The sequence below is a fragment of the Allobrachymonas sp. genome (assembly GCF_041912815.1).
In the GTDB taxonomy this organism is placed as follows: domain Bacteria; phylum Pseudomonadota; class Gammaproteobacteria; order Burkholderiales; family Burkholderiaceae_C; genus Brachymonas.
This window is the reverse complement of the sequence record NZ_JAYRLV010000002.1, coordinates 139,374-163,213: the sequence shown is the minus strand read 5'-3', so window position 1 is coordinate 163,213 and position 23,840 is coordinate 139,374. Positions and strand designations below refer to the sequence as shown.

22 protein-coding genes are annotated in these 23,840 nt (G+C 67.3%); 14 read left to right on the top strand and 8 right to left on the bottom strand.

Annotated elements, in window-relative coordinates:
- Positions 1-245: 245 nt before the first annotated feature.
- The 3 genes from ACE3P9_RS03220 to fur form a co-directional block, all read right to left on the bottom strand.
- Positions 246-962, bottom strand: a complete 717-nt coding sequence (locus ACE3P9_RS03220) for an LrgB family protein (protein WP_374491810.1) — start codon at positions 960-962, stop codon at positions 246-248.
- A complete protein-coding gene (locus ACE3P9_RS03215; RefSeq protein WP_374491809.1) occupies positions 955-1,353 on the bottom strand; it encodes a CidA/LrgA family protein in 399 nt (132 codons plus the stop codon). Before ACE3P9_RS03215 ends, ACE3P9_RS03220 begins: the two co-directional genes overlap by 8 nt.
- A gap of 300 nt (positions 1,354-1,653) precedes the next feature.
- Positions 1,654-2,085, bottom strand: a complete 432-nt coding sequence (gene fur / locus ACE3P9_RS03210; RefSeq protein ID WP_374491808.1) for a ferric iron uptake transcriptional regulator — start codon at positions 2,083-2,085, stop codon at positions 1,654-1,656.
- Between the two features lie 140 nt (positions 2,086-2,225).
- Between fur and ACE3P9_RS03205 the strand changes: the two genes are divergently transcribed.
- From ACE3P9_RS03205 to ACE3P9_RS03175, 7 genes are all read left to right on the top strand, one after another.
- Positions 2,226-2,750: an outer membrane protein assembly factor BamE gene (locus tag ACE3P9_RS03205; protein ID WP_374491807.1), complete on the top strand. Its 525-nt coding sequence runs from the start codon at positions 2,226-2,228 to the stop codon at positions 2,748-2,750.
- A gap of 81 nt (positions 2,751-2,831) precedes the next feature.
- Entirely contained in the window at positions 2,832-3,683 is an 852-nt protein-coding gene (dapB, locus tag ACE3P9_RS03200) for a 4-hydroxy-tetrahydrodipicolinate reductase (protein WP_374491806.1), read from the top strand.
- Positions 3,680-4,330: a MotA/TolQ/ExbB proton channel family protein gene (locus ACE3P9_RS03195; RefSeq protein ID WP_374491805.1), complete on the top strand. Its 651-nt coding sequence runs from the start codon at positions 3,680-3,682 to the stop codon at positions 4,328-4,330. The genes dapB and ACE3P9_RS03195 overlap by 4 nt, the downstream gene beginning before the upstream one ends.
- Before the next feature lie 56 nt (positions 4,331-4,386).
- Positions 4,387-4,767, top strand: a complete 381-nt coding sequence (locus ACE3P9_RS03190; protein WP_374491804.1) for an ExbD/TolR family protein — start codon at positions 4,387-4,389, stop codon at positions 4,765-4,767.
- A 72-nt stretch (positions 4,768-4,839) separates the two neighbouring features.
- Positions 4,840-5,196, top strand: coding sequence for a DMT family protein (locus tag ACE3P9_RS03185; protein WP_374491803.1), 357 nt, complete (start codon positions 4,840-4,842; stop codon positions 5,194-5,196).
- Between the two features lie 372 nt (positions 5,197-5,568).
- A complete protein-coding gene (locus ACE3P9_RS03180) occupies positions 5,569-5,973 on the top strand; it encodes a hypothetical protein (protein ID WP_374491802.1) in 405 nt (134 codons plus the stop codon).
- A gap of 29 nt (positions 5,974-6,002) precedes the next feature.
- Positions 6,003-7,739, top strand: a complete 1,737-nt coding sequence (locus ACE3P9_RS03175) for a dual specificity protein phosphatase family protein (RefSeq protein ID WP_374491801.1) — start codon at positions 6,003-6,005, stop codon at positions 7,737-7,739.
- Between the two features lie 54 nt (positions 7,740-7,793).
- Here ACE3P9_RS03175 and ACE3P9_RS03170 read toward each other — a convergent pair whose 3' ends face one another.
- Positions 7,794-8,792 (bottom strand): TauD/TfdA family dioxygenase, encoded by a 999-nt coding sequence (locus ACE3P9_RS03170; RefSeq protein ID WP_374491800.1) that lies wholly within the window; start codon positions 8,790-8,792, stop codon positions 7,794-7,796.
- Between the two features lie 301 nt (positions 8,793-9,093).
- Here ACE3P9_RS03170 and leuS point away from each other — a divergent pair, with 301 nt between their 5' ends.
- The 4 genes from leuS to ACE3P9_RS03150 all read left to right on the top strand — a co-directional run bounded on the left by leuS (position 9,094) and on the right by ACE3P9_RS03150 (position 14,792).
- On the top strand, positions 9,094-11,814 hold the full coding sequence (gene leuS / locus ACE3P9_RS03165) for a leucine--tRNA ligase (RefSeq protein ID WP_374491799.1): 2,721 nt from the start codon (positions 9,094-9,096) through the stop codon (positions 11,812-11,814).
- An 8-nt stretch (positions 11,815-11,822) separates the two neighbouring features.
- Positions 11,823-12,341 (top strand): LPS assembly lipoprotein LptE, encoded by a 519-nt coding sequence (lptE, locus tag ACE3P9_RS03160; protein ID WP_374491798.1) that lies wholly within the window; start codon positions 11,823-11,825, stop codon positions 12,339-12,341.
- Positions 12,338-13,393 carry a DNA polymerase III subunit delta gene (holA, locus tag ACE3P9_RS03155; RefSeq protein WP_374491796.1) on the top strand — a complete coding sequence of 352 codons (1,056 nt, stop codon included), beginning with the start codon at positions 12,338-12,340 and terminating at the stop codon, positions 13,391-13,393. Before lptE ends, holA begins: the two co-directional genes overlap by 4 nt.
- Before the next feature lie 109 nt (positions 13,394-13,502).
- Positions 13,503-14,792 carry a glutamate-5-semialdehyde dehydrogenase gene (locus tag ACE3P9_RS03150; protein WP_374491795.1) on the top strand — a complete coding sequence of 430 codons (1,290 nt, stop codon included), beginning with the start codon at positions 13,503-13,505 and terminating at the stop codon, positions 14,790-14,792.
- Between the two features lie 105 nt (positions 14,793-14,897).
- On the opposite strand, the gene ACE3P9_RS03145 is transcribed toward ACE3P9_RS03150, so the two are convergent.
- Positions 14,898-15,542 (bottom strand): regulatory protein RecX, encoded by a 645-nt coding sequence (locus ACE3P9_RS03145; RefSeq protein ID WP_374491794.1) that lies wholly within the window; start codon positions 15,540-15,542, stop codon positions 14,898-14,900.
- Between the two features lie 14 nt (positions 15,543-15,556).
- Positions 15,557-16,630, bottom strand: a complete 1,074-nt coding sequence (gene recA / locus ACE3P9_RS03140) for a recombinase RecA (protein WP_374491793.1) — start codon at positions 16,628-16,630, stop codon at positions 15,557-15,559.
- Positions 16,631-16,779: 149 nt separating this feature from the next.
- On the opposite strand from recA, the gene ACE3P9_RS03135 reads away from it, so the two are divergent.
- The 3 genes from ACE3P9_RS03135 (at position 16,780) to ACE3P9_RS03125 (ending at position 20,379) form a co-directional block, all read left to right on the top strand.
- Positions 16,780-17,322 (top strand): MarR family winged helix-turn-helix transcriptional regulator, encoded by a 543-nt coding sequence (locus tag ACE3P9_RS03135; RefSeq protein ID WP_374491792.1) that lies wholly within the window; start codon positions 16,780-16,782, stop codon positions 17,320-17,322.
- A 48-nt stretch (positions 17,323-17,370) separates the two neighbouring features.
- Positions 17,371-17,787: a DUF2946 family protein gene (locus ACE3P9_RS03130; protein ID WP_374491791.1), complete on the top strand. Its 417-nt coding sequence runs from the start codon at positions 17,371-17,373 to the stop codon at positions 17,785-17,787.
- 336 nt (positions 17,788-18,123) lie between these two features.
- Positions 18,124-20,379 carry a TonB-dependent receptor gene (locus ACE3P9_RS03125; protein WP_374491789.1) on the top strand — a complete coding sequence of 752 codons (2,256 nt, stop codon included), beginning with the start codon at positions 18,124-18,126 and terminating at the stop codon, positions 20,377-20,379.
- A 96-nt stretch (positions 20,380-20,475) separates the two neighbouring features.
- Here ACE3P9_RS03125 and ACE3P9_RS03120 read toward each other — a convergent pair whose 3' ends face one another.
- Together ACE3P9_RS03120 and mrdA are read right to left on the bottom strand one after the other, a co-directional pair.
- On the bottom strand, positions 20,476-21,366 hold the full coding sequence (locus ACE3P9_RS03120; protein WP_374491788.1) for a TonB family protein: 891 nt from the start codon (positions 21,364-21,366) through the stop codon (positions 20,476-20,478).
- Positions 21,367-21,434: 68 nt separating this feature from the next.
- A complete protein-coding gene (gene mrdA / locus ACE3P9_RS03115) occupies positions 21,435-23,822 on the bottom strand; it encodes a penicillin-binding protein 2 (RefSeq protein WP_374491787.1) in 2,388 nt (795 codons plus the stop codon).
- Positions 23,823-23,840: the final 18 nt, after the last annotated feature.

The following is a 23,840-nucleotide window of genomic DNA, read 5'->3' as shown; positions in this document are numbered from 1 at the left end:
GCGGCCATCGGGCCGGGCAGATGACTGCCGTGCGGGCCCGGGGTTTGGACGGCTTCATTGTAGGAACGCGATGTGACATGCATTTGTCAGCAGGCGTGGCAGCGGTGACTGCATGCAACGCCGGGCACCTCTGCCCTGACACCCCCCGGCAGATGTGTTGCCGACGCAACCTTTGCTTACCGGGGCAGTTCACCCAGACCCTTGGCCGTACCGTGCCGTGCAGGCAGACCCGGGGCCAGCCCGCCTCAGGCAAAGAAGGCGGCGATGAGCGGGATCAGGATGGAGCCGATGAGAGCCTGCATGCCCAGTGCGAGACCAGCAAAGGCGCCGGCTTCGGGGTGGACATAGATGGCCCGCGCAGTACCGAAGCCATGGGACTGCGCGCCGAGCGCAAAGCCGCGCACGGCCCAGCCGCGCGCGCCGATGGCGTTGAGCACATACGACCCCCCGATGGCTCCGATGAGTCCGGTGATGAGCACGAACACGGCCGTCAGTTCAGGCACACCGTGAATCGACTGCGCGATGCCCATGGCCACCGGGGCCGTGATGGCCTTGGGCGAGAGCGAGCGCAGCAGGTCGGGCGGCAGGCCCATGGCCCACCCCATGAGCACGGCCGAGCCGCATCCGGCAATGCCCCCCAGCACGGCTGCCGTCAGCAGGGTACGGATGTGGCGCAGCAGCACTTCGCGTCGCAGCCACAGGGGCCAGGCCAGGGCCACCACGGCCGGCCCCAGCAGAAAGTGGATGAACTGGGCTCCCGCGAAATACCGGGGATAGGGCGTGTGCGTGACCAGCAGCAGCAGGATCAGGACCACGACCGACCACAGGACCGGATTGGCCCATGGATTGGCATCGAGCCTTGCGTAGACGGCCGAGGCCAGCACGTAGGCACCGAGCGTGGCTGTCAGTCCAAACAGCGGCGTGCTCGACAGATAGGTGAAGAACTGGACGAAATCATTCACGGGGAGCTCCTGACTCCGAGGGCAGGGCAGCTTCCTGCACCATCTGGGCAGTGGTGCCGCGCATCAGCCACTGCATGACGAGGGCCGTGACCACCAGCCCCAGCGCCGTGGAGGCGAGCAGGATGATGGCGATGCGCCCACCGTACTGCTGCAGCAGCGGCAGCTGGCTCACCACTCCGACGCTGATCGGCACGAACAGCAGCGCCAGATGCGAGAGCAGGAATTCGGCACAGGCCTGCACCGGAGCGCGCAGAGGACGCCAGGCGAGGCTCGGGAGCAGCAGCATCATGCCGATGACAGGGCCGGGGAGTGGAAGATGCAGCAGCCGTGCCAGCCCCTCGCCGGCGGCCTGCATGAGCAGCAGAATGGTGAAACCTTGAAGACCTTGCATGAACAGAAAGCTTTCTTGACGAAAAAATGCAGCGCTCACCCCCGCACTCCGGATGCGTGACCCGGATGATCAGGAGGCGGCCTGCATGTCAGGCCGTGTCGGATGGGGCACGTGACCCGGGCCGGGACGCACACTGTCCCGGCGCCCGATGGGCCTGCATGGCGATCATGCTATGCGATCCGGGTCTGTCCGAGCCGGCAGGAAAGCGTGATTTTTCTGCCACCGTCGTGTGAGCAAACTGCAAAGCGCAGCAAGACCTGCCCCCTGCATGGCCCAGGTGGGGCAAGGGCCTGTGGGGGGTCAGTTCGACGGCCGGTGGGGGCAGTCGGGCTTCTGGCAGTGGGCGTACAGGCTCAGGGCGTGGTCGGCGAGTGCGAATCCACGTTCGCGGGCAATCGCTGTCTGGCGCTTCTCGATCGCAGGATCGACGAATTCCTCGACCCGGCCGCAGTCCAGGCACACCAGGTGATCGTGGTGCTGCCCGAGGTCGAGCTCGTAGACGGCACGTCCGTTGTCGAAGCTGCTGCGGCACAGAAGGCCCGCCTGCTCGAACTGGGTGAGCACGCGGTAGACGGTGGCCAGGCCCACGTCCGATCCTTCCTGCATGAGCACGCGAAAGACATCTTCGGCACTCATGTGCCGTTGCGTGCTCTGTTGAAAAACTTCCAGGATCTTCAGCCGCGGGGCGGTGGCCTTGAGTCCGGTGCTCTTGATTTCTTCGATGTTGTCCATGCGGGCGGAATGGGGAATCGGCAATGCGTGCAGGACATGTGGGAAACGGTCACAAACCCACCCGTCCGGCAAGGCGGCGAGTGCAGGGGCTGCCGCTACAATGTGCCGGATCATATAGCTTTATTGTCAGGATGCATACCATGCCTGTTATGAACCGTTGGCACCGTCTGTCCCGTTCCGCGAAGGCGGTGGCATGCGCGTGCACGCTGGGGGCCGTGCTGGCTGCCGGCGGCTGCGCCATCTACAAGCCCGAGGTCATCCAGGGCAACTTCATCTCGCGCGAGCAGGCGGCTGCGCTGCAGCCGGGCATGCCGCGCGCCACGGTGCGGCAGGTGCTGGGCACGCCCCTGCTGACCGACATGTTCCGCTCGAACCGCTGGGATTACGTCTTCACCATCAAGAACCGCAAGGGCGTCGCGCCCCAGCGCTATGCCCTGACCGTGTATTTCGAGGGCGATGTTCTCAGCAAGGTCGAAGGCGCGGATACCCTGCCGGCCGAGCTGGACTTCGACCGCGAGATCGGTGGCAAGCGCACCTACAAGCCGCGTTCGCTCGAAGCCTCTCCCGCCCAGCTGGAGCAGTTTGCCGCACACAACAAGCCGGCAGCCCCGGCGTCGCTGCCGACGGCCCCTTCCACGACCAGCTATCCGCCGCTGCCCCAGTAAGGGAGGGCAGCGTCTCTCATTCCCGTGCAGGCGGGTGCCAGGGGTGCCTGCCTGCGCCTCTTCCATGTGCAGGATTTTCCCGTGAGCCTTTCTTCTTCTGCCGCCACCGGGCGGCATGCCATTGCCATTGCCGGCGCCTCCGGGCGCATGGGCCACATGCTGATCGAGTCTGTCATGCAGGCCGACGACTGCACGCTCACCGGCGCACTCGACCGTGCGGGCTCGCCCACTCTGGGCAGCGACGCGAGCGCCTTTACCGGGAAGCTCTCTGGCGTGGCCATCACCGCCGACCTGGCGCAGGGGCTGCAGGGAGCGCAGGCCCTCATCGACTTCACCCGTCCCGAAGGCACCATGCAGCATCTGGCGGCCTGCCGTGCAGCAGGGGTGAATCTGGTGATCGGCACCACCGGCTTCACGGACGCACAGAAGGCCGAGATCGCTGCCGCCGCTCAGGACATCGCCATCGTCATGGCGCCCAACATGAGCGTGGGCGTGAACGTCACGCTCAAGCTGCTCCAGATGGCCGCCCAGGCCCTGTCCACGGGCTACGACATCGAGATCATCGAGGCACACCATCGCCACAAGGTCGATGCGCCCAGCGGCACTGCGCTCAAGATGGGCGAGGTGATTGCCGAGGCGCTCGGGCGTGATCTCAAGACCTGCGCCGTCTATGAGCGCTATGGCCACACCGGCGAGCGCGATCCGTCCACCATCGGTTTCTCGACCATTCGCGGCGGGGACATCGTGGGGGATCACACCGTGATGTTCGCAGGCACCGGCGAGCGCATCGAGATCAGCCACAAGTCCAGCAGCCGTGCCGGCTATGCGCAGGGCAGCCTGCGCGCGGTGCGCTTTCTGGCGGGGCGCTCCAGCGGCCTCTACGACATGTTCGACGTGCTCGGGCTGCGCGACGGAGCCGGGACGGCGGCATGAACCTGGTCGCGCTGTGGCAGCAGGGCGATGCCGTCAGCCGGGGCGTCATCGTGGTGCTGCTGTGCATGTCGGTGCTGACCTGGGTGGTCATCGTCTACAAGGGCTGGCTCGTGGCGCGCGCCCGCCGCAGCGTGCCCCGCAGCATTGCGGCCTACTGGCAGGCGGCAGATGCCACCGCCGCATGGCAGGGGGTGCGCGCCCATGATCCCCTGCGGCTCGTGCTGCCGCTCCTCGACGGCGTGCAGGGCCCGGATGTGGCGGCGCAGGCCACGCTGGAGGCCACAGGGTCCCGTGCTGCACGGCTCACCCGCCGCCTGCGCGAGGCGCTCGGCTCCGCGAGTCGCCAGCTGCAGTGGGGGCAGATCGTGCTGGCCACGATCGGTTCCACGGCGCCCTTTGTCGGGCTGCTGGGCACGGTGTGGGGCATCAACCATGCGCTCACGGGGCTGGCCGGTGCGGGAGCGCTCAGCATCGACAAGGTGGCAGGCCCGGTGGGCGAGTCGCTCATCATGACGGCCTTTGGGCTGCTGGTGGCCATTCCTTCCGTCATGGCCTACAACGTGTTTGGCCGCCTCATCGCGGGCGTGGTGGAGCAGCTCGACGGCTTCGCGCACGACCTGCTTGCCCTGTACGGCGAAGCGGCCTGAGGGGGGGAGTTGTCATGCCTCTCGGACGGTTCGAAACCCCGGAGCGTGAACGCCCCATGAGCGATATCAACATGACGCCGCTCGTCGACGTGATGCTGGTGCTCGTGGCCATTCTGCTCATCACAGCGCCGCTGCTCGCGAGCCGCATCGCGCTCGACCTGCCGCAGGCTCAGGGAACCCGACAGGCAGCGCCCGACGCCGCGTTCGTGCGCATCTCGGTGCAGGCCGATGGCCGCCTCTACCTCAACGATGCCGAGATCACCGAGGCCGCGCTGGCCGCGAGCCTGCGGCAGACGGCGCAGACCCGATCGGCCACCGAAGTGCAGCTGCGCGCCGACCAGACCGTGCCCTACGGGACTGTGGCTCGCATCATGGGGCTGGCCCAGCAGGCCGGGCTTTCGCGCATCGGCTTTGTGGCTGTGCAGCCTGCATCCTGATGCGGGGCCTGCTGCGGTCCTGGGCCCTGTGATTTTTCTTGCTGCGTGCGCCTTGCGGGCACGTCTCTTGCCATGCTGATGTCCATTCGCCCCGCCTGGGGCTTTGTGCTGCTGCTTCTGTGCAGCAATGTGTTCATGACCTTTGCGTGGTACGCCCACCTGCGGGAGCTGGCCACGCGCCCCTGGTATGTGGCGGCGCTGGCCAGCTGGGGCATTGCCTTGTTCGAGTATCTGCTGCAGGTGCCGGGCAACCGCCTGGGCTACACCGTCTTCAGTCTGGGGCAGCTCAAGGTCATGCAGGAGGTCATCACCCTGACCGTGTTCATGCCCTTTGCGGTGTTCTACATGAAGCAGCCCCTCCGGCTCGACTATCTGTGGGCGGGGCTGTGTCTGCTGGGGGCGGTGTATTTCATGTTCCGGGGACAGTGAGCACGGGCTGCGGGCGCGGGCAATTCATGTATTTTCATTGATGCTTATTAATGTACAAATTATTTTGATCATGAATGAAATTTAATCTTCGGTGCCTGTCAGGTGCGCGACAAAATCTTGCGTAGAATGAAAATGCATCTGCAGTAATGGTTTTATGGGGCATGTCCGCCAGAGTTTATTCTGGATGGCTATGATCCGTGGAAACCCTGCTGCATCCGCCGGTCGGTGTGCTTCGATGGATGTCATATATATTCATATGCTCATGTGCGTATATGAACGGAAAATCCATGAGAAGCGGGTGGCAGGTGGAAATATTCCTCCTGCAAGGGGAAGATATTCATTTTCATTCACGAATTACAGGAGATTGCCGCCATGTCCCTCGATACCCAGATTGCTGCTGCCGTGCAGACCGTTCCCGAATGCCTGGCGCTGGGCTATGTCGACATTGCCTCGGGCATGCTGCTGTCGGTCAAGACAGTCGACTCGCATCCCCAGGAGGTGCTGTCTCTCGTGGCGGCCGCCACTGCGGATCTGTTCGCGGGTCCCAACGTGTCCATGATCGAAAAACTGTTCAACCAGGCGCGTGGTCTGGTGGACGATGGGCACCATTATTTCCAGGAAATCCTGGTCAACAGCGACAACCTGATCCACGTCTTTCTGCGTGGCAAGAAATATCCGGATTACGTGGCCATTTTCGTGTGTCGCAAGCATGCCAATCTCGGCATGGTGCTGACCAAGGCACGCATGGCCATGCCGGAGATTGAAATGTCCGTGTAAGTATTCAGAAGAATGGGGAGGGCTTGCTCATGCAAGCAACGCAATCCGGTAACGGACACCCGCATGCCATGCTGGAACTCAGGGAGTTCGGCTGTTCCTTTGGACAGCATGTGGTCTTTCAGGGGCTGAATGCCCAGATTCCCCTGCAGGGCATCACCATTCTCATGGGGCCGACCAAGACCGGCAAGTCCACCCTCATGCGCACGCTGGCCGGTCAGTACCGCGGCAATGTGCACATGCGGCAATGGGGGGACATCCGCCTCAACGGAGTCCCTCTGGAGGAGGCGGGGCCGGTGCCACTCATGCGGCAGCATGTGCGCATGCTCCAGGCCACAGTGCGCGAGGCCTTTCATGTGCTCGTGCGCCAGCGCCAGGCTGCGCACCATGTGCCCCATCTGGATGCCGGCGAGTGGGCCGAGGCGCTGCTCACGCGCTACGGCATGTCCGCCCTTTCGGGGCGGATGTCGCAGGCTGTCATCGACCTGCCGGACTGGCAGCGCTATGCCTTCATCACGCTGGCGCATGCGCTCACGGCGCCGTCGCTGCTGCTGCTCGACGAGCCCACCTTCGGCATGAAGCCTGATTCCGTGGCAGCCCTGCTGCCGCTGCTGCGCAACATCTCGCAGCACCATCCGCTCCTGGTGTCGCTGCACAACCAGCAGGAAGCCCGGCGCCTCGGCGACCGCATCCTGCTCATTGGCGGGGGGCAGGCCGTGGCGAGTGCGCCGGTATCGGAGTTCTTCACGCATCCGGTCAATGCCCTGGCCGATCACTTCATCCACACCGGGAGCCTGGATCTGCCGTCGCCCGACGCGCCCGAGGAATGGCTGACCGATGAAGGACGCGCCCTGCGCGAGAGCCTGCACCAAGCGGCCCCTTCGGGAGAGCCCGCATCTCCGGCAGTGCAGCCTGTCGGGCAGCCGGTGAAGGCAGCATCTGCTCCCCTTCCTGAGGATCGGGTGCCTGCGCCCGAGCCTGAGCCCGATGTGACGGCGCCGGCGGCAGAAGCACAGGAACCTGTCCCGATGCCGGCACAGTCTGTCGAGGCAGAAGTGGAGGCTGTGTCTGCATCTGCCTCTGTGCCTGCGGCCAAAGAGTCTGCTGTCGAAGAGTCTGTGCCCGAGCACGAGCTGCAGGCGGACTCTGAGGCGGCACCTGCCGCAGCGCTGCCTGCGGCGGCGGCAGGGGAGTCCGCACCGGCAGAAGGGGCAGGGCGGCGAGTGCTGCCCATGCCGGACGGGCAGGGAGTGCAGGATTCGGCCATGGTGGGCAAGGTGATGCTGCACAGCACCCATGTGCCCGATGGATTCTCGTGGATCGTGCCCCTGAAGCTGGCGGGCTGCGCGCAGCCGGGCCTGCTGCGGCCGATCGACTACGACCTCGATCTGCTGGCGCAGGTGGGCATCACCATGCTGCTCACGCTGACCGAGACCGACCTGGACCAGGCGGCGCTGACGCGCAACCGCCTGCGCAACATCCACTTTCCCATCTACGACCGCGAGGCGCCGAGCATCACGCAGGCCTACATGGTGAGCAAGCGCATCCAGCGCGCCATGGACCAGGGCGAGCGGATCGCCGTGCACTGCAAGGCAGGCATAGGCCGCACGGGCACCATTCTGGCGTGCTGGATGATCCACCAGGGCGGCGTGGGGGCGCAGGGCGCGATCGAGCGGCTGCGCTCCATCCGGCCCAGCTATGTGCAGAGCCGCGAGCAGGAGGAGTTCCTGTACGCCTTCGAGCAGGACATTCTGTCGCGGCTGCAGTAAAAAAGGTCTGCCTTCGATGCCCTCCTGCGAGGGCAGGGGACTGGGGATCTGTGCTTACACCGTGGCGGGAGCGGCTGCGGGCACGGGGTCGGGAAAGCCGTTGCGCCCCGGAAAGTCGGGCGAATGCGAGCGGGCGTTGGGCATCTGCAGCCACAGCCGCAGCAGGCGGCGCCGCTGGGCCGGGTCGTCGTGGTCCTCGAAGCCGGTGCGCGAATGCAGCACCACGTTGTTGTTGGCCAGCTGCAGGTCGCCAGGTTCGAGCATCATGTCGATGCGGTGCTCGGGGTTGTGGATGGCCTCGTCGAAAATGTCGAGCGCCTTGATTTCCACGGCCGACAGGGGCAGCCCCATGATCTCGTGACCCAGCTCGATGTACTGGCGCAGGTAGCGGCAGCTCAGCTTGCCTTCGTGGTAGCTGAACAGGGCCGACAGCGCGGGCGTGTCCTGGCACAGGTGGGCCATGTACCAGCGCTTGTAGTACAGGCCGAGGTATTCGGGGTGTTCGGCAAGGATCTGGTTGTAGATGGCGGCCACGCTCACGAGGCTCGACAGGCCGCCCTCCTTGGCCTTGCGCTGGCACAGCAGGCCCACCACATCGGAAGGGTCGGTGTGGTAGGGCAGGTAGAGGTTGGTTTCGTAGACGCGGGTGTGTCTGTCCTGCGCGTTGCCCACGGCCGAGACGGTGCCCAGCAGGTCTCCGCGCGGGTTCTGGCGCACGGGTCTGCCCAGATGCAGGCCCAGGCCATAGCACACGGCCTGCACTTCCTCGTCGGTGTAGCGCTCCACCGGAATGCCGCGCACCACCACGAAGCCGCGACCGTCCTCCAGCGCGTCGGCCCATGCGTGCAGCTGGGGCGCGAGGGCCTCGATCGGAAAGTCCTCTCGGGTGAAGTCGGGGTAGCGCAGCCCGCGCGCCTTGAGGGTGGCGAGTGCCGCATCCAGCACTGCAATCGATGCGGGCGACAGCGGGTAGACCCAGTCCTGGCGCTCGCGAAAGTCGGCTGCCGTCCAGGCAGCGGGGCCGGTGACGGGTTGGGTGAGGATGAGAGACATGGCGGCGTTCCTGAAAAAGAGGCCCATGAACCGGCAAAGCAATCGGTTTGCGGCCTTTTGGGGACAAAAGCCCTCCACTTTACCGTATCCGAAAGCGATTGGGGCCTCCTGGAGCCCTGTACGGAAGGCAGCCGGACCGGGGGCTGATGCGTGCTGCCGGGGAGGTGGTGCGGTATATTTCAAGTTTCGCGCAGCAGGCCGATGCCGCCCCCGGTTTTCGAGCCGGGCGCCGTCCTCACGGCCTGCCGCTGCGCGCGCCATCTCCCTTGTGACGCCTGTTCCTGTCCCAGGCGACTTTGCCATGCAAGAAAACTACCAGCCCACCCCGATCGAGGCCGCCGTCCAGCAGACGTGGCGCGATGCCCATGCCTACACCGTCAGCGAGGATGCCCCTGACGCCGCAGGCCACCAGAAGCCCAAGTTCTATGCCTGTTCCATGCTGCCCTATCCCAGCGGCAAGCTGCACATGGGACACGTGCGCAACTACACCATCAATGACATGCTCACGCGCCACCTGCGCATGAAGGGCTTCAACGTGCTCATGCCCATGGGGTGGGATGCCTTCGGTCTGCCGGCCGAGAATGCGGCCATCAAGCACGGGGTGCCGCCGGCCCAGTGGACCTACGACAACATCGCCTACATGAAGAAGCAGATGCAGTCCATGGGCCTGGCCATCGACTGGAGCCGCGAGGTGGCGACCTGCGATGCTGACTACTACCGCTGGAACCAGTGGCTGTTTCTCAGGATGCTCGAAAAGGGCATCGCCTACCGCAAGACCCAGGTCGTGAACTGGGACCCGGTCGACCAGACCGTGCTGGCCAACGAGCAGGTCATCGACGGCCGGGGCTGGCGCACCGGCGCGCTGGTCGAGAAGCGTGAAATCCCCGGCTACTACCTCAAGATCACCGACTACGCCGAGGAGCTGCTCACCCATGTGCAGGTGGGCAATCCGCAGGCCACGCTCGAAGGCTGGCCCGAGCGCGTGCGCCTGATGCAGGAGAACTGGATCGGCAAGAGCGAGGGGGTGCGCTTCGCCTTTCCCCACGACATCCGTGGCGAGGATGGCGAGGCCATAGGCGGCGGGCGCATGTACGTCTTCACCACCCGCGCCGACACCATCATGGGCGTGACTTTCTGTGCCGTGGCGCCCGAGCATCCGCTCGCCCAGCATGCGGCGCGGGACAATGCCGAGCTGGCCGCCTTCATCGAGAAGTGCAAGCAGGGCGGCACCACCGAGGCCGAGCTCGCCCTCAAGGAAAAGGAAGGCATGCCCACGGGGCTGACCGTGACACACCCCATTCTGGGGGTGCCGGTGCCCGTGTGGGTGGGCAACTACGTGCTCATGGGCTATGGCGATGGCGCCGTCATGGGCGTGCCCGCACACGATGAGCGCGACTTCGCCTTTGCCCTCAAGTACGGCATTCCCATCAAGCCGGTGGTGCTGGTCGAGGACGAGCCCCCCTTCGATTACCACCACTGGCAGGACTGGTACGCGGACAAGACCCGGGGCGTCACCATCAATTCCGGCGACTTCAGCGGACTGGGCTACCACGAGGCCGTCGATGCGGTGGCCGCCGTGCTGGCCGGCAAGGGGCTGGGCGAGAAGAAAACCACCTGGCGCCTGCGCGACTGGGGCATCAGCCGCCAGCGCTACTGGGGCACCCCGATTCCCATCATCCACTGCGAGGAGCACGGCCCGGTGCCGGTGCCCGAGAAGGATCTGCCGGTGGTGCTGCCGCAGGACTGCATCCCAGACGGCAGTGGCAACCCGCTGCTGCGCCACGAAGGCTTCCACCATGGCGTGACCTGCCCGATCTGCGGCAAGCCCGCACGCCGCGAGACGGACACCATGGACACCTTCGTGGACAGCTCGTGGTACTACATGCGCTACACCTGCGCGGGCAATGACCACAAGATGGTCGATGCCCGCACCAACTACTGGATGCCGATGGACCAGTACATCGGTGGCATCGAGCACGCCATCCTGCATCTGCTGTACGCGCGCTTCTGGACCAAGGTCATGCGCGACCTGGGGCTGGTGGAGTGCGACGAGCCCTTCCAGCGGCTGCTCACGCAGGGCATGGTGCTCAACCACATCTACAGCCGGCGCACGGCCAAGGGGGGCAAGGAGTATTTCTGGCCCAGCGACGTGGAGAACGTGCTCGACGAAGGCGGCAAGATCATCGGGGCGCGCCTCACCAAGGCCATACCCAGTGCCGACGGCGAGCTGCCCGTGGGCACGCCAATCGACTATGAGGGCGTGGGCACCATGTCCAAGAGCAAGAACAATGGGGTCGATCCCCAGCTGCTCATCGAGAAGTACGGTGCCGATACCGCGCGGCTCTACACCATGTTCACCGCGCCGCCCGAGGCCACTCTCGAATGGAACGACGCCGCCGTGGAGGGCAGCTACCGCTTTCTGCGGCGTGTGTGGAGCTTTGCCTACCGCCACCGCGATGCCCTGCAGGCCGGCCAGGCCCCGGTCGACCAGTCCGGCAGCCAGCCCGCCTACGGGGCGGCCGCGCGCCAGCTGCGTCTGGAAATTCATACCACGCTGCGCCAGGCCAACTACGACTACGAGCGCATGCAGTACAACACGGTGGTGTCGGCCGTGATGAAGATGCTCAACACGCTGGAGGGATTCCGTCCCGCCGAGGGTTCGGCCGAGGACGCCATGGCCCTGGCCGAGGGCTTTGGCATTCTGCTGCGCGTGCTCTATCCGGTGTGCCCGCACATCACCGCCGCCCTGTGGACCGAGCTGGGCTACACGGGACGCATGGGAGTGCTGCTGGACGCGCCCTGGCCCGAGGTGGACGAAGCCGCGCTGGTGCAGGACGAGATCGAGCTCATGCTGCAGGTCAACGGCAAGCTGCGCGGCAGCATCCGCGTGCCGGCCGATGCCGACCGTGCCGCGATCGAGGCCGTGGCCGTGGCGAGCGAGGCCTTCCAGCGCTTTGCCGAAGGCGCCGCGCCCCGCAAGGTCATCGTGGTGCCCAAGCGCCTCGTCAACCTCGTCGTGTGAGGGTGGTCATGCAACGCCGGCATTTTCTCCTGCACGTGCCGCTGGCGGCGGCCGGTGCCTCGGCTGCCGCGCTCGCGCTCGGCGGCTGCGGCTTTCACCTGCGCGAGGCGCCGGTGCTGGCCTTCCACTCGATCTACATCGAGGGCGATCCCAAGTCGGTCATCGTTTCGCGGCTCCGGCGCCTGCTGGCGCCCCAGGTGCGCATCGTCACCGAGGCGGCCCACCGGAACGAGGCCGACGTGATCCTGCAGATCCTCTCGGACCGGCAGGAACAGGTGGCGGTTGCGCGCGGGCCTACTGCCCAGGTGCTGGAGGTGGAGCTGCGCGTGCTGGTCGACTTTGCCCTGGTCACGCCAGGCGGCAAGGAGCTGATCGCGCGCAACACGCTGGAGCTCGCGCGCGACGTGAGCTACAACGAAACCCAGACCCTGTCCAAGGACGAGGAATTCGCCACCCTCTACCGCGACATGCGCATCGACGCCGTGCAGCAGATCCTGCGGCGGCTCGGCGCGGTCAGGAGCCTATGAACCTGCCCGCCGCCCAGCTGGCACAGCAGCTGCGCAAGGAACTCCGCCCGCTGTACGTGTTTCACGGCAGCGAGCCACTGCTCGTGCAGGAGGCCGTCGATGCCGTGCGAGCGGCCGCACGTGCCGCTGGCTTTGCGGAGCGCACCAGCCATACCGTGAGCGGCGCCCACTTCGACTGGGGCGAGGTGCTCGGTGCAGCCCAGTCGCTCAGCCTGTTTGCCGACCGGCGGCTGGTGGAAATCGCCATTCCCGGCGGCAAGCCGGGCAAGGACGGTGCGGCCGCGCTGCAGCAGCTCGCGGAAGCGGTCGACGGGAGCGACAGCCTGCTGGTGATCGTCACCCTGCCGCGGCTGGACCGCACGGCCCGTGCGAGCGGCTGGTTCACGGCCCTCGAATCCCATGGGGTGGCTGTGCAGATCGACGCCGTGGAGCGCCAGCAGCTCCCGCAGTGGATCGCCCAGCGCCTGCGCGCCCAGGGGCAGCAGGTCGCCGCCGGAGCCGAGGGCGAACATGCGCTGCGTTTCTTTGCCGACCGGGTCGAGGGCAACCTGCTGGCTGCCCACCAGGAAATCCAGAAGCTGGCCCTGCTGTACCCCGAAGGCGAACTCGGTGCCGCGCAGATCGAGTCCGCCGTGCTCAACGTGGCCCGTTACGACGCCTTCAAGCTCGGCGAGGCTGTGCTGGCCGGGCAGGTCGAGCGGGTCGAGCGCATGCTCGACGGCCTGGAGGCCGAGGGCGAAAGCGCCGTGCTGGTGCACTATGTCCTGGCCGAAGACATTCGCGCGCTGGCGCGTGTGCGCCAGTCCATGGATGGCGGCAAGCCGCTGCCCATGGCCCTGCGCGAGCAGCGCGTGTGGGGGCTGCGCGAGCGCCTGTTCGAGCGCGTGGTGCCCCGGCTGGACGGGCGTGCGCTGGCCCGGCTGGTCCATGCAGCCCATGTCGTGGACGGCATCGTCAAGGGCATCCGGGTGCCCGAGTGGCCCGACGATCCGTGGCAGGCCCTGCAGCGGCTGGCTTTCATGGTCTGCCGGCAGATGCGCGCGGCCGCCTGACCGATCCGCAGCAGGCGCTGTCGGGACGTTGCGCTTATCATTGCAGGGAGATCGGCCGCCGTAGCGCGGCCTTTGCGCATTGCTCCTTCCCTTCGATTCCGTACAGCACATGACTTCCCAAGACGTTTCCACCCTCATGCAGCACATGGGCGCACGCGCGCGCGCGGCTTCCGCCGTCATGGCACGCGCCCCGGCGGCCCGGAAAAACCAGGCCCTGCGCGAGCTGGCGCGCCTGCTGGGAGAGGCAGGGCCGGAGCTGCAGGAGGCCAACGAGGCCGACGTTGCCCGGGCCCAGGCGGCCGGACTGGCTGCGCCCATGGTGGACCGCCTGCGCCTGACGCCCGGAATCATCGCCACCCTGCAGGAAGGCTGCCTGCAGCTGGCCTCCATGGCGGACATCATCGGCGAGATCAGCGGCATGCGCGAGCAGCCGAGCGGCATCCGGGTGGGGCAGATGCGGGTTCCGCTGGGCGTGTTCGGCATGATTTACGAGAGCCGTCCCAACGTCACGATCGAGGCCGCCAGCCTGAGCATCAAGAGCGGCAATGCCTGCATCCTGCGAGGTGGCAGCGAGGCCATCGACTCCAACAAGGCGCTGGCGAGGCTGGTGGGTCGTGCCCTGCAGCTTGCCGGTCTGCCCGAGGATGCGGTGCAGCTCGTGCCCACCACCGACCGTGCGGCCGTGGGGCAGCTCATTGCCATGCCGGACTATGTCGACGTGATCATCCCGCGCGGCGGCAAGGGACTCATCGAGCGCATCAGCGCCGAGGCCAAGGTGCCGGTCATCAAGCATCTGGACGGCAACTGCCACACCTATGTCGACCATCCGTGCGACGTGGCCATGGCCGTGACCATTGCCGACAATGCCAAGACCCAGAAATACAGCCCCTGCAACGCGACCGAGAGCCTGCTGGTGGCGCGTGGGGTGGCGGCGGACTTTCTGCCGCGCATCGCGGCCGTGTACCGCGACAAGGGCGTCGAGATGCGGTGCGACCCGGAGGCGCGTGCCATTCTGGCGGCCGATCCGGCCCTGCAGGATGCCCGACTCGCCGAGGCCACCGAGGCCGACTGGTCGGCCGAATACCTCGCGCCGATCATCAGCATCCGGGTCGTGGCGGGCGTGGACGAGGCCATTGCCCATATCAACCGCTATTCGTCGCACCACACCGATGCCATCGTCACGACGGACCATGTGCATGCCCAGCGCTTTCTGCGCGAGGTGGATTCGGCCAGTGTCATGGTCAACGCCAGCACACGGTTTGCCGACGGCTTCGAGTACGGACTGGGTGCCGAGATCGGCATCAGCACCGACAAGTTCCATGCACGCGGGCCGGTGGGCATCGAGGGACTGACCTCGCTCAAGTACGTGGTGCTGGGGCAGGGCGAGATCCGTCGCTGAACGGAGTGCCTGCGAAGGAATTCCCTGCGGCCGCCTCCGTCCGGGTGCCCACGTGCCGATGGGCGGCTTCCCGGGCTTCCTGAGGGGAAAATCGCCCGGTCAGCATCAGGGGCCGTCTTCGGGGCAGCAGAGGGTGTTTCCGTCGCCGTCGGGGTTTTCCAGACTGCCGGAAAGCACCTTCCGGATGGTGTCGTGCCGGAACCCCCGGCTGGCCAGAAAGCGGGTTTGCCGTGCCCGCTCCTGAGGCGAGGAGGGGAGCGTGCCGAACTTGCGCTGCCACACGGCCCATGCCCGGGCAGGTTCATCGTCGGCAGCGCGCAGCCCGGCGAGTGTGGCGTCGATGACCGTGGCGTCCAGCCCTCTCTGCCGCAGCTCCTGAGCCAGGCGCGCATCGCCCATGCGGCCGGCACGGCGGTGCACCAGCGACTGTGCTGCCCGCTCTTCGCTCAGGTAGCCGCGCGCCGTCATGTCGTCGAGCACCCGGGCAATCTCTGCGTGGGAGCCGGCTTTGGCATCGGCGTCGCCAGACTCCACGCAGGGCAGCTCCTGCGGGAGGGGGCTGTCATCAAGATCGCGTTCGGCAGGGCGGCTGTCGGTCTGGAAGTGCCCGCGTGCGGCTGCACGCTCCTGCGCCTGGCGGGCTTGCTGCTGCAGCCACTGGGCGAGCTTGCGCTCCATCTCGGCGCGCGAGTGGTCGCGCGTGGCCAGCAGCTGCAGGGCCTTGGCTTTCAGGGTGAGTGGGGGACGCATGGACGGCCGGCGCCTCAGTGGGTGCCGGAATCCGGGGCGGCTTCCTCGGCTGCGGCTGCCGCAGGCGCGGCGATGGGCGGGAGCTGGATCACGCCCAGATGGGCACGGACCTTGTTCTCGATCTCGCGGGCGAGGTCGGGGTTCTCGCGCAGGAATTCGCGCGTGTTGTCGCGGCCCTGGCCGATCTTCTCGCCGTTGTAGGAGTACCAGGCGCCTGCCTTGTCGACGATGCGGGCCTCGACGCCCATGTCGATGATTTCGCCCTCGCGGCTGATGCCTTCGCCGTAGAGAATGTCGAAGTGGGCGTCCTTGAAGGGCGGGGCCACCTTGTTCTTGACGACCTTGACCTTGGTCTCGTTGCCGATGGCGCTGTCGGCCTTCTTGATGGTGCCGACGCGGCGGATGTCGAGGCGCACGCTGGAGTAGAACTTGAGCGCGTTGCCGCCCGTGGTGGTTTCGGGCGAGCCGAACATCACGCCGATCTTCATGCGGATCTGGTTGATGAAGATGACCATGCAGTTGGTCTTCTTGATGGTGGCGGTGAGCTTGCGCAGGGCCTGGCTCATGAGGCGGGCTTGCAGGCCGGGGAGCTGGTCGCCCATGTCGCCCTCGATTTCGGCCTTGGGGGTGAGGGCGGCCACCGAGTCGATCACGACCAGGTCGACGGCGCCGCTGCGCACGAGGCTGTCCACCACTTCCAGCGCCTGTTCGCCGGTGTCGGGCTGGCTGATGAGCAGGTCGGGCAGCCGCACGCCGAGCTTCTGGGCGTACTGCACGTCGAGTGCGTGCTCGGCATCGACGAAGGCACAGGTGCCGCCGGTCTTCTGCATTTCGGCAATGACCTGCAGGGTGAGGGTGGTCTTGCCGGACGATTCGGGGCCGTAGATCTCGATCACCCGGCCGCGCGGCAGGCCCCCGACGCCCAGGGCCACATCCAGTCCGAGCGAGCCGGTGCTGACGGTCTGGATGTCCTCGATGGGCTCGCCCTCGCCGAGGCGCATGACAGTGCCCTTGCCGAACTGCTTCTCGATCTGGGCGAGGGCGGCCTGCAGGGCCTTGGCTTTTTCATTCTGGTCGACGGCTGCCATGACAAACTCCTTGTGGGGAAACTGTGCAAAAGATCATGCTGGATGCGTAGACAGTAGTTTAGGGGCGTATATCGGCTTGTAAAGCAGTTTGTTGGTCAGTTTGCATGACCAGATTAGAATGCGGCCATTCTCTTCTTCGGGAGCCGATCATGGCAGGAGTACGTACCCCCCAGGGCGGGCGGATGCGCAGCCACCGGGCGCTGCCCACGCCGCCGGACGACTGGCGGGCCAGCCATCTGGGGCGCCTGCTGGGGCATGCCATGCGGCGCTTCGATGCCCGGGTGCTGCAGCTCATGGCGCAGGACCCCGAGGTGCCGCTGGCGCTGTCCAATCTGGCGGCCCGCCAGCAGGTGGGCGCGGCGCACATCCACCTCACGCGCCACCTGCCCCTGCAGGGGGGGCGGCTCACCGATCTGGCAGCTGCGGCGGGCATGCGCAAGCAGGCCATGGCGTCGCTGGTGGATCAGTGCGAGGCCTGGGGGCTGGTGCGGCGCGAGCAGGACCCGGCCGATGCACGGGCCCGGCGCATCGTGTTCACGTCCATCGGGCTGGCCTGGCTCGGCGGCTTCGAGCGTGCCGTGGCGCAGGCCGAGGCCGAGTTTCGCGACGAGGTGGGGCCGGAAGTGGCGGCCGTGGTGCGGCTGGGGCTGGAGATCTACGCCGGAGGCGGCGACTGGGAGGCGCGGGGCTGAGGAAGCCCGCCCCCTATAATGCCCCTTCCCGCAGTAAAGTCTTTCGACATGTCCGTCTCCCTTCTCCATCCCCGCCGGCAGCGCTGGATCGCCTTTCTGAGCGGTCTGCTGATGGCGCTGGCCGTGATGGCGCCGACGGTGTCGCGCGCACTGGCCGCCGAGGGTGTGGGCGGCTGGGAGATGGTCTGCAGCGCCGATGGCATGCGCTGGGTTCAGGCGGGAGACGAGGAAGGCGACGGAGCCCATGCCGCAGGCGGCGACCACGGGTTCTCGCTCGATGTCTGCCCGCTGTGCGTGCTGGCCACGGACCGGCAGGCACCGCCGTCGCTGCCTCCGGCCCTGCCGGTGCTCGCGGCCGCAGCGCAGATCGTGGCCGACCTGGTGGTGCCCCCGCCGCCTGTGCTGCGGGTGCCCTGGTCGGCTCCGCCGCGCGGTCCTCCTGCAGACGCGCCTTTGTGGTTCTGAAGCCGAGCCGGCCGCTGGCCTGCTGGCGTTCTGCCTGATGCCCGGTCGCCCTGTGCGCTACCGAGGCCTGGGGCCTTCCTGACGTGTTCTTTTCCCTTCCCGTTTGCCGGGCTGCCTGTGCGAGGTGGCCTGGAGGTGGGGCCGCGCTGTGCGCCTGTCCGACCCTGCCATGGGGCCGGCAGGCGGCTGCAGAGGTCGGTGGATGGGGCAGGTGGGCTCTTTCTTCCCTTCTTTCGATTCCTGACCCCGGTGGCATTCGACCGGGGGCGGGCTCTGCCTGTGCGTTTCCCTGCAAGGGGGGCCGGCGTGCCCGCATGTCTGCAGACGAGGTCCATTGTGTCCACTTCCCTTTCCCGTCATTCCCTGACTCCCATTGCCCTCGTGATCGCGGGGCTGCCTTCGGCCTGGGCCGAGGAGCCCGCGACCGATGCGCCCGAACTGGCTCCCGTGACGGTGACAGCACCCTCCGCGCGCAGCCTGACCCGCGGTTCCGCGACGCTCCAGGGCGCCGCCCTGGAAGCCAGAAAACCCACCACCAGCGATACCGCCGCGCTGCTGGCCGATGTGCCCGGCGTGGCCCTGCAGTCGGCCGGCGGGGTGTCCAGCCTGCCGGTGGTGCATGGGCTCGCCGATGACCGCTTGCGCATCACCGTCGACGGGGTCGATGCCATCGCTTCCTGCCCCAACCACATGAATCCTCCGCTGTCGTATCTGGCACCGTCGGTGGTGCAGAGTGCCCGGGTGTATGCGGGGCTCACACCCGTGAGCGTGGGCGGCGACAGCATCGGCGGCTCGATCGTGGTGGAGACGAAGCCCCCTGTGTTTGCCGAGGCGGGCAAGACGCTAGCCACCGGCGAGATCGGCGGCTTCTACCGCAGCAACGGGCATGTGCGGGGTGCAGATGTGTCGGCCACCCTGGCGACCGATGCGCTCAGCCTGAGCTATCGCGGCTCGGTGGCGCAGGGCGGAGACTATCGTGCCGGGGGCGATTTCAGGACGTTCACCGCCACCGGCAATCCCGGTCAGACGCTGGACCGCGACGTGGTGGGCTCCACCGCCTACAAGACGCAGAACCATGCGCTGGGCGTGGCATGGCGCAGCGGCGGGAATCTGGTCGAGGCCACCTACAGCCGCCAGAACCTGCCCTACCAGCTCTATCCCAACCAGCGCATGGACATGCTCGACAACCAGCAGACGCGCGTCAACCTGCGCTACACGGGCGAGTTCGACTGGGGCACCCTGCAGGCGCAGGTCTACCACGAGGAGGTGGACCACTACATGAACTTTGGCGAGGACAAGCAGTTCTGGTACGGCACGGCGCCCGGCATGCCCATGTACACGCGCAGCCACACCACCGGTGCCCGGCTCGGGGCCACCGTCGATCTCGGTGAACGCGGCACCCTGCGTGCCGGCACCGAATACCAGCGCTACACCCTGGCCGACTGGTGGCCCGTCTCGGGCACCGGCATGATGGCGCCCTATACATTCTGGAACCTTCGCGACGGTCTGCGCGAGCGCGTGGCCCTGTACGGCGAATGGGAAAAACGCCACAGCCCGCAGTGGCTCACCCAGCTCGGACTGCGGCTGGAGCGCGTCACCTCGGACGCTGCGCCCGTGCATGGCTACAACCAGGACACGGCGCCCACGGCCACCGCCGGCACCACCATGGCCAACCAGATCAGCGACGCGGCCACGCTCAACACGGCCGAGCGCCGACGCACCGACTACACCGTCGATCTGACCGCCATGGCCCGCTACACGCTCGACGCAGGCCGCGACATCCAGTTCGGCTACGCGCACAAGGAGCGCGCGCCCAATCTGTACGAACGCTACAGCTGGTCGACCTGGCCCATGGCGGCGGTCATGAACAACACCGTGGGCGACGGCAACGGCTACTTCGGCAATCCGGCGCTCAAGCCCGAGAAGGCCGATACCCTGTCGGCCACCTTCGACCTGCATGCACCGGATCGGTCGTGGGAGCTGCAGGTCACGCCGTACTACACCCATGTGCGCGACTATATCGACGCCGTGCAGTGGAGCGGCAACGCCGCCACCGGCAGCGCCAGCACCGTGCTGCGCACGGACCAGTTCGTCGTGCTGCGCTATGCCAACCAGACCGCGCGGCTCTACGGGCTGGATCTTTCCGGCCGTGCTGCGCTGGGGCATACCGCCTGGGGCGACTGGGAGCTGCAGGGGGCGCTGGGCTATACCCGGGGCCGCAACCTCGATACCGGGCATGACCTCTACAACGTCATGCCGCTGCACGCCAGGCTCACTCTGGCGCACCAGCTCGGGGGCTGGAACAACCGCATCGAATGGGAAGGCGTTGCCGCCAAGGACCACGTCTCCACTCCGCGCAACGAGATCCGCACGCCCGGCTACGGGCTGCTGCACCTGCGCAGCAGCTACGAGTGGAAGAACCTGCGCTTGGATGTCGGGGTCGAGAACGCCCTCAACAAGCTCTACTACCTGCCGCTCGGTGGCGCCTATGCCGGCCAGGGCAAGACCATGGGCATCAATGCCATTCCCTGGGGCATTGCCGTGCCCGGACCGGGCCGCTCGTTCTATGTGGGCGTGAAGATGAAGTTCTGATTCCCAGCATGCCCGCGTGGCAGCTCTCTCCCTGGCTGCATGGCGGGGGAGGGCGGTGCCCGGCCCCGTGCCGTGCCCTGCGGGGCCGGTGGGGCGTCATTCGAGCCGGTAGATGACCGGCACGCGTCGCTGCAGGGGCGTGCCGGGCCCGCCCACGCTGCTGCGCACCGACGCCACGGCGCGACGCACCAGCTCCAGCGCCGCCTCATCCAGAATGCCGGTGCCCGAGCCCTCGACCACCTCGCATCCGAGCAGGGCGCCATCGGCAGCCAGGCGAACCTGCACCACGACCTGTCCCTGCTGCTGCAGGCGTTCGGCCAGGGCCGGGTAGCGCCGGAGCTGCCGCACGCGGGCCTGCAGCAGATCTGTCCACCGGGCCGGCGTCGCCGCCCCCTGATGGCCTGCCGATTCGGAGTTCGACCGCAGGGCTGGCGCAGAGACAGAGCCGCCGGAATGCGTGCCCCCTGCAGATGGAGGCGCCGTCTCCAAAGTCTGCGGCCCGGCAGACGCATCATGGCGTTGAGTCCTGTGGGCAGCGCGGGCGGGGGACGTGGTGCGCAGGGCGCGTGCCGTCAGGGCGGGCGCCGGAGAGGTGGCAGCCGGGGCATGGGCCGTCACCGGCCGGGCGCGTTCTGCATCCGGTGGGGCAGGACGGACCTGTCGTGTCGGGGCAGGCTGGGGGGTGGATGTGTCGGGAGGGGATTCGTCCGGGCGGGGGGATGATTCGGGGGCGGGTACGGCAGTGGCCGGAGCCGCTTCCTTGGGCATCCACAGAACCTGCAGGTCCTGCGGAGGAGATGGCGGTGCGGGAGGTGTGTGAGTGGGCACCTGCCGGGCCACCAGCAGCACCCCTGCAAGCACGGCCGCATGCAGCAGGGCCGATCCGGCCCAGTCTCCCAGCGTCAGGCCCGAACTGTCCGGGGAGCGTGCTTCCGGCACGGGAGAGTCTCCCGCCGCAGAGACGGTCAGCAGGGCGGGGCCGGTCATGGACAGACCTTCAGCGGAGGGAGCAGGGAAAGAAGCTGCACCGGAGGCCATGTCCATCCCTTTCGGCATCAGCGTCGCACCGCGCTGGCAGCAGCAGGGGCAGGCGGTACGCGTCGTGCCGTTTCTGGGGCCAGGCCCGAGGCCGGAGCGGAAGGAGCCGGTGCCGGGACGGGACGCGGAATGGACCCTTGCCCGGGCAGCCGCAGGAAGAGCTGGTTGAGCCGCAGCGCCGCAGGCGGCGGGGCGTAGGGCGGAGGGGCACTGGCCGCCGAGGCCTGCGGGGCGGCTCCCGAAGCCGCCGCAGCCGAGGGCGCTGCCGCACTGCCGGGGGCTGCTGCCGCCGCTGCCTGCGCGGGCGGCACCGCGCCGCTGCTGGCCATGGCATGGGTGAGTGCCGGGGCGGAGGGGCCCGTGAGTGCGCTGATGGCCGTCACGCCCCGGTTGCTGTTGCGCACGGGGGTGAGCAGCTTCATGCCCGCAGGCGGCCAGGGCAGGGTGGCGACGGGACGCGATCCGCCCGGATTGCCCGCCCCACCGCCGTGGGAGACGGCCTCGATGTCGGCCTCGCTCGGGTAGAGCCCCTTGATCCAGTAGTCGAGCACACGCCGGGCAATCGGCGCGGCTGCCGTGGCGCCAAAGCCGGCGTTTTCCACGATCACGGCCAGCGCGATGGTGGGATGGTCCGCCGGGGCAAAGGCTTCGTAGAGCGAATGGTCGCGCTTGCGTTCGCTCATGGCCGAGGCGCTGTAGCGCTGGTGCTGGCCGAGCGTGACGGCCTGGGCGGTGCCGGTCTTGCCTCCGCTCACGTAGCCTGCCCCGCTGAACGACATGCGCGAGGTGCCTGCGACGGTCACGTTGACCATGGCGTTCTTGACGAGCTGGACATTCTCGGGCTTGTAGCCGAGGTACACGGGCTTGTTGCGGTCGGGGCGCACGAACTGGTGCGACACCGCGTCCTGCAGCGCCAGGGCCACGCGGGGCTGGTAGTTGTTGCCGCCGTTGACCATGGTCGCGAGCGCATGGGACACCTGCAGCATGGTGAAGTTGTTGTAGCCCTGCCCGATGCCGAGCGAAATCGTCTCGCCGGGCAGCCAGCGCTGCTGGGCCGGGCGCTTGAAGGTCTTGCGCTTCCACTCCTGGCTGGGCAGCACGCCGCGTGCCTCGCCCTGCAGGTCGATGCCCGTGCGCTGGCCGAATCCGAGCGGGGCCATGAAGTCATGGATGGCATCGACGCCCATGTCGTGCGCCAGGATGTAGAAGTACACGTTGCTCGACATGGTGATGGCGCGCGCCAGGTTCACCATGCCGAGACCTCCGGCCTCGGGGCTGCGGAAGCGGTGATTGCCGTAGATCCAGTAGCCCGGGTCATAGATGGTGTCGCCGGGCTTGCGCTTGCCGGTTTCCAGCGCCGCCAGCGCCATGAAGGGCTTGTAGGTCGAGCCGGGGGGATAGGTGCCGCGCAGGGCGCGGTTGAGCAGCGGCTTGTCGGCTGAATCGTTGAGGGCCTGCCAGCTGTCCTGGTCGATGCCGTCGACGAAGAGGTTCGGATCGAACGTAGGCTTGCTCACGAAGGCCAGGACCTGTCCGTCGCGCGGGTCGATGGCCACGAGGGCGCCGCGCCGGGAGCCGAACAGGTCTTCCACCAGCTTCTGCAGCCGGATGTCGATCGACAGCACCACGGTCTTGCCCGGCACGGCCGGCGTCGACGAGAGCCGGCGCACGATGAAGCCGCCTGCCGTGGTCTCCATCTGCTCGCTGCCGGAGGTGCCGTGCAGCTCGGTCTCGTAGCTCTGCTCGATGCCGAGCTTGCCGATGTGGTCGGTGCCCCGGTAGTTGGGGCCGTCCTCGCTGTCCTGGATCGCGTCCTTTTCCTTCTGGTTGATGCGTCCGATGTAGCCGATGACGTGGCTCGCCAGCTCGCCGTAGGGGTAGTAGCGGAAGGGCCGCGCATTCACCTCCACGCCCGGCAGACGGTAGAGCTGGGTGGCGATGCGTGCGATTTCCTCGTCGCTCAGGCGGCTGCGCAGGGGGATGGGCTCGTAGCTCCTGCTGTCGGCCTGCAGCCGCCGGAAGCGCTTGCGGTCGGCCGGCGTGATGGTCACGAGCTGCGCGAGCTGGTCGATGGTGGCCTGCACATCCGGCATCTTGTTGGGCGTGAGCTCCAGCGTGTAGGCGGTGTAGTTGGTCGCCAGCACGATGCCGTTGCGGTCCACGATGTCGCCCCGGCTCGGGGTGATCGGCACCGTGGCCGTGCGGTTGTTCTCGGCCTGGGCGATGTAGTCCTTGTGGCGCACCACCTGCATCACCACCCAGCGCCAGGTCAGCAGCGCAAAGCACAGCAGCACCAGCATCGCCATGGCCAGCAGCCGCTGCTGCACCAGCTCCTGCTGGTTCGCGGCGTTCCGGAGCTCCTTGGCAACGGGAAGGGAGGAATCGTCCTTGCGGCGCATGGGCATGCAGACAGGGAAAAGAGG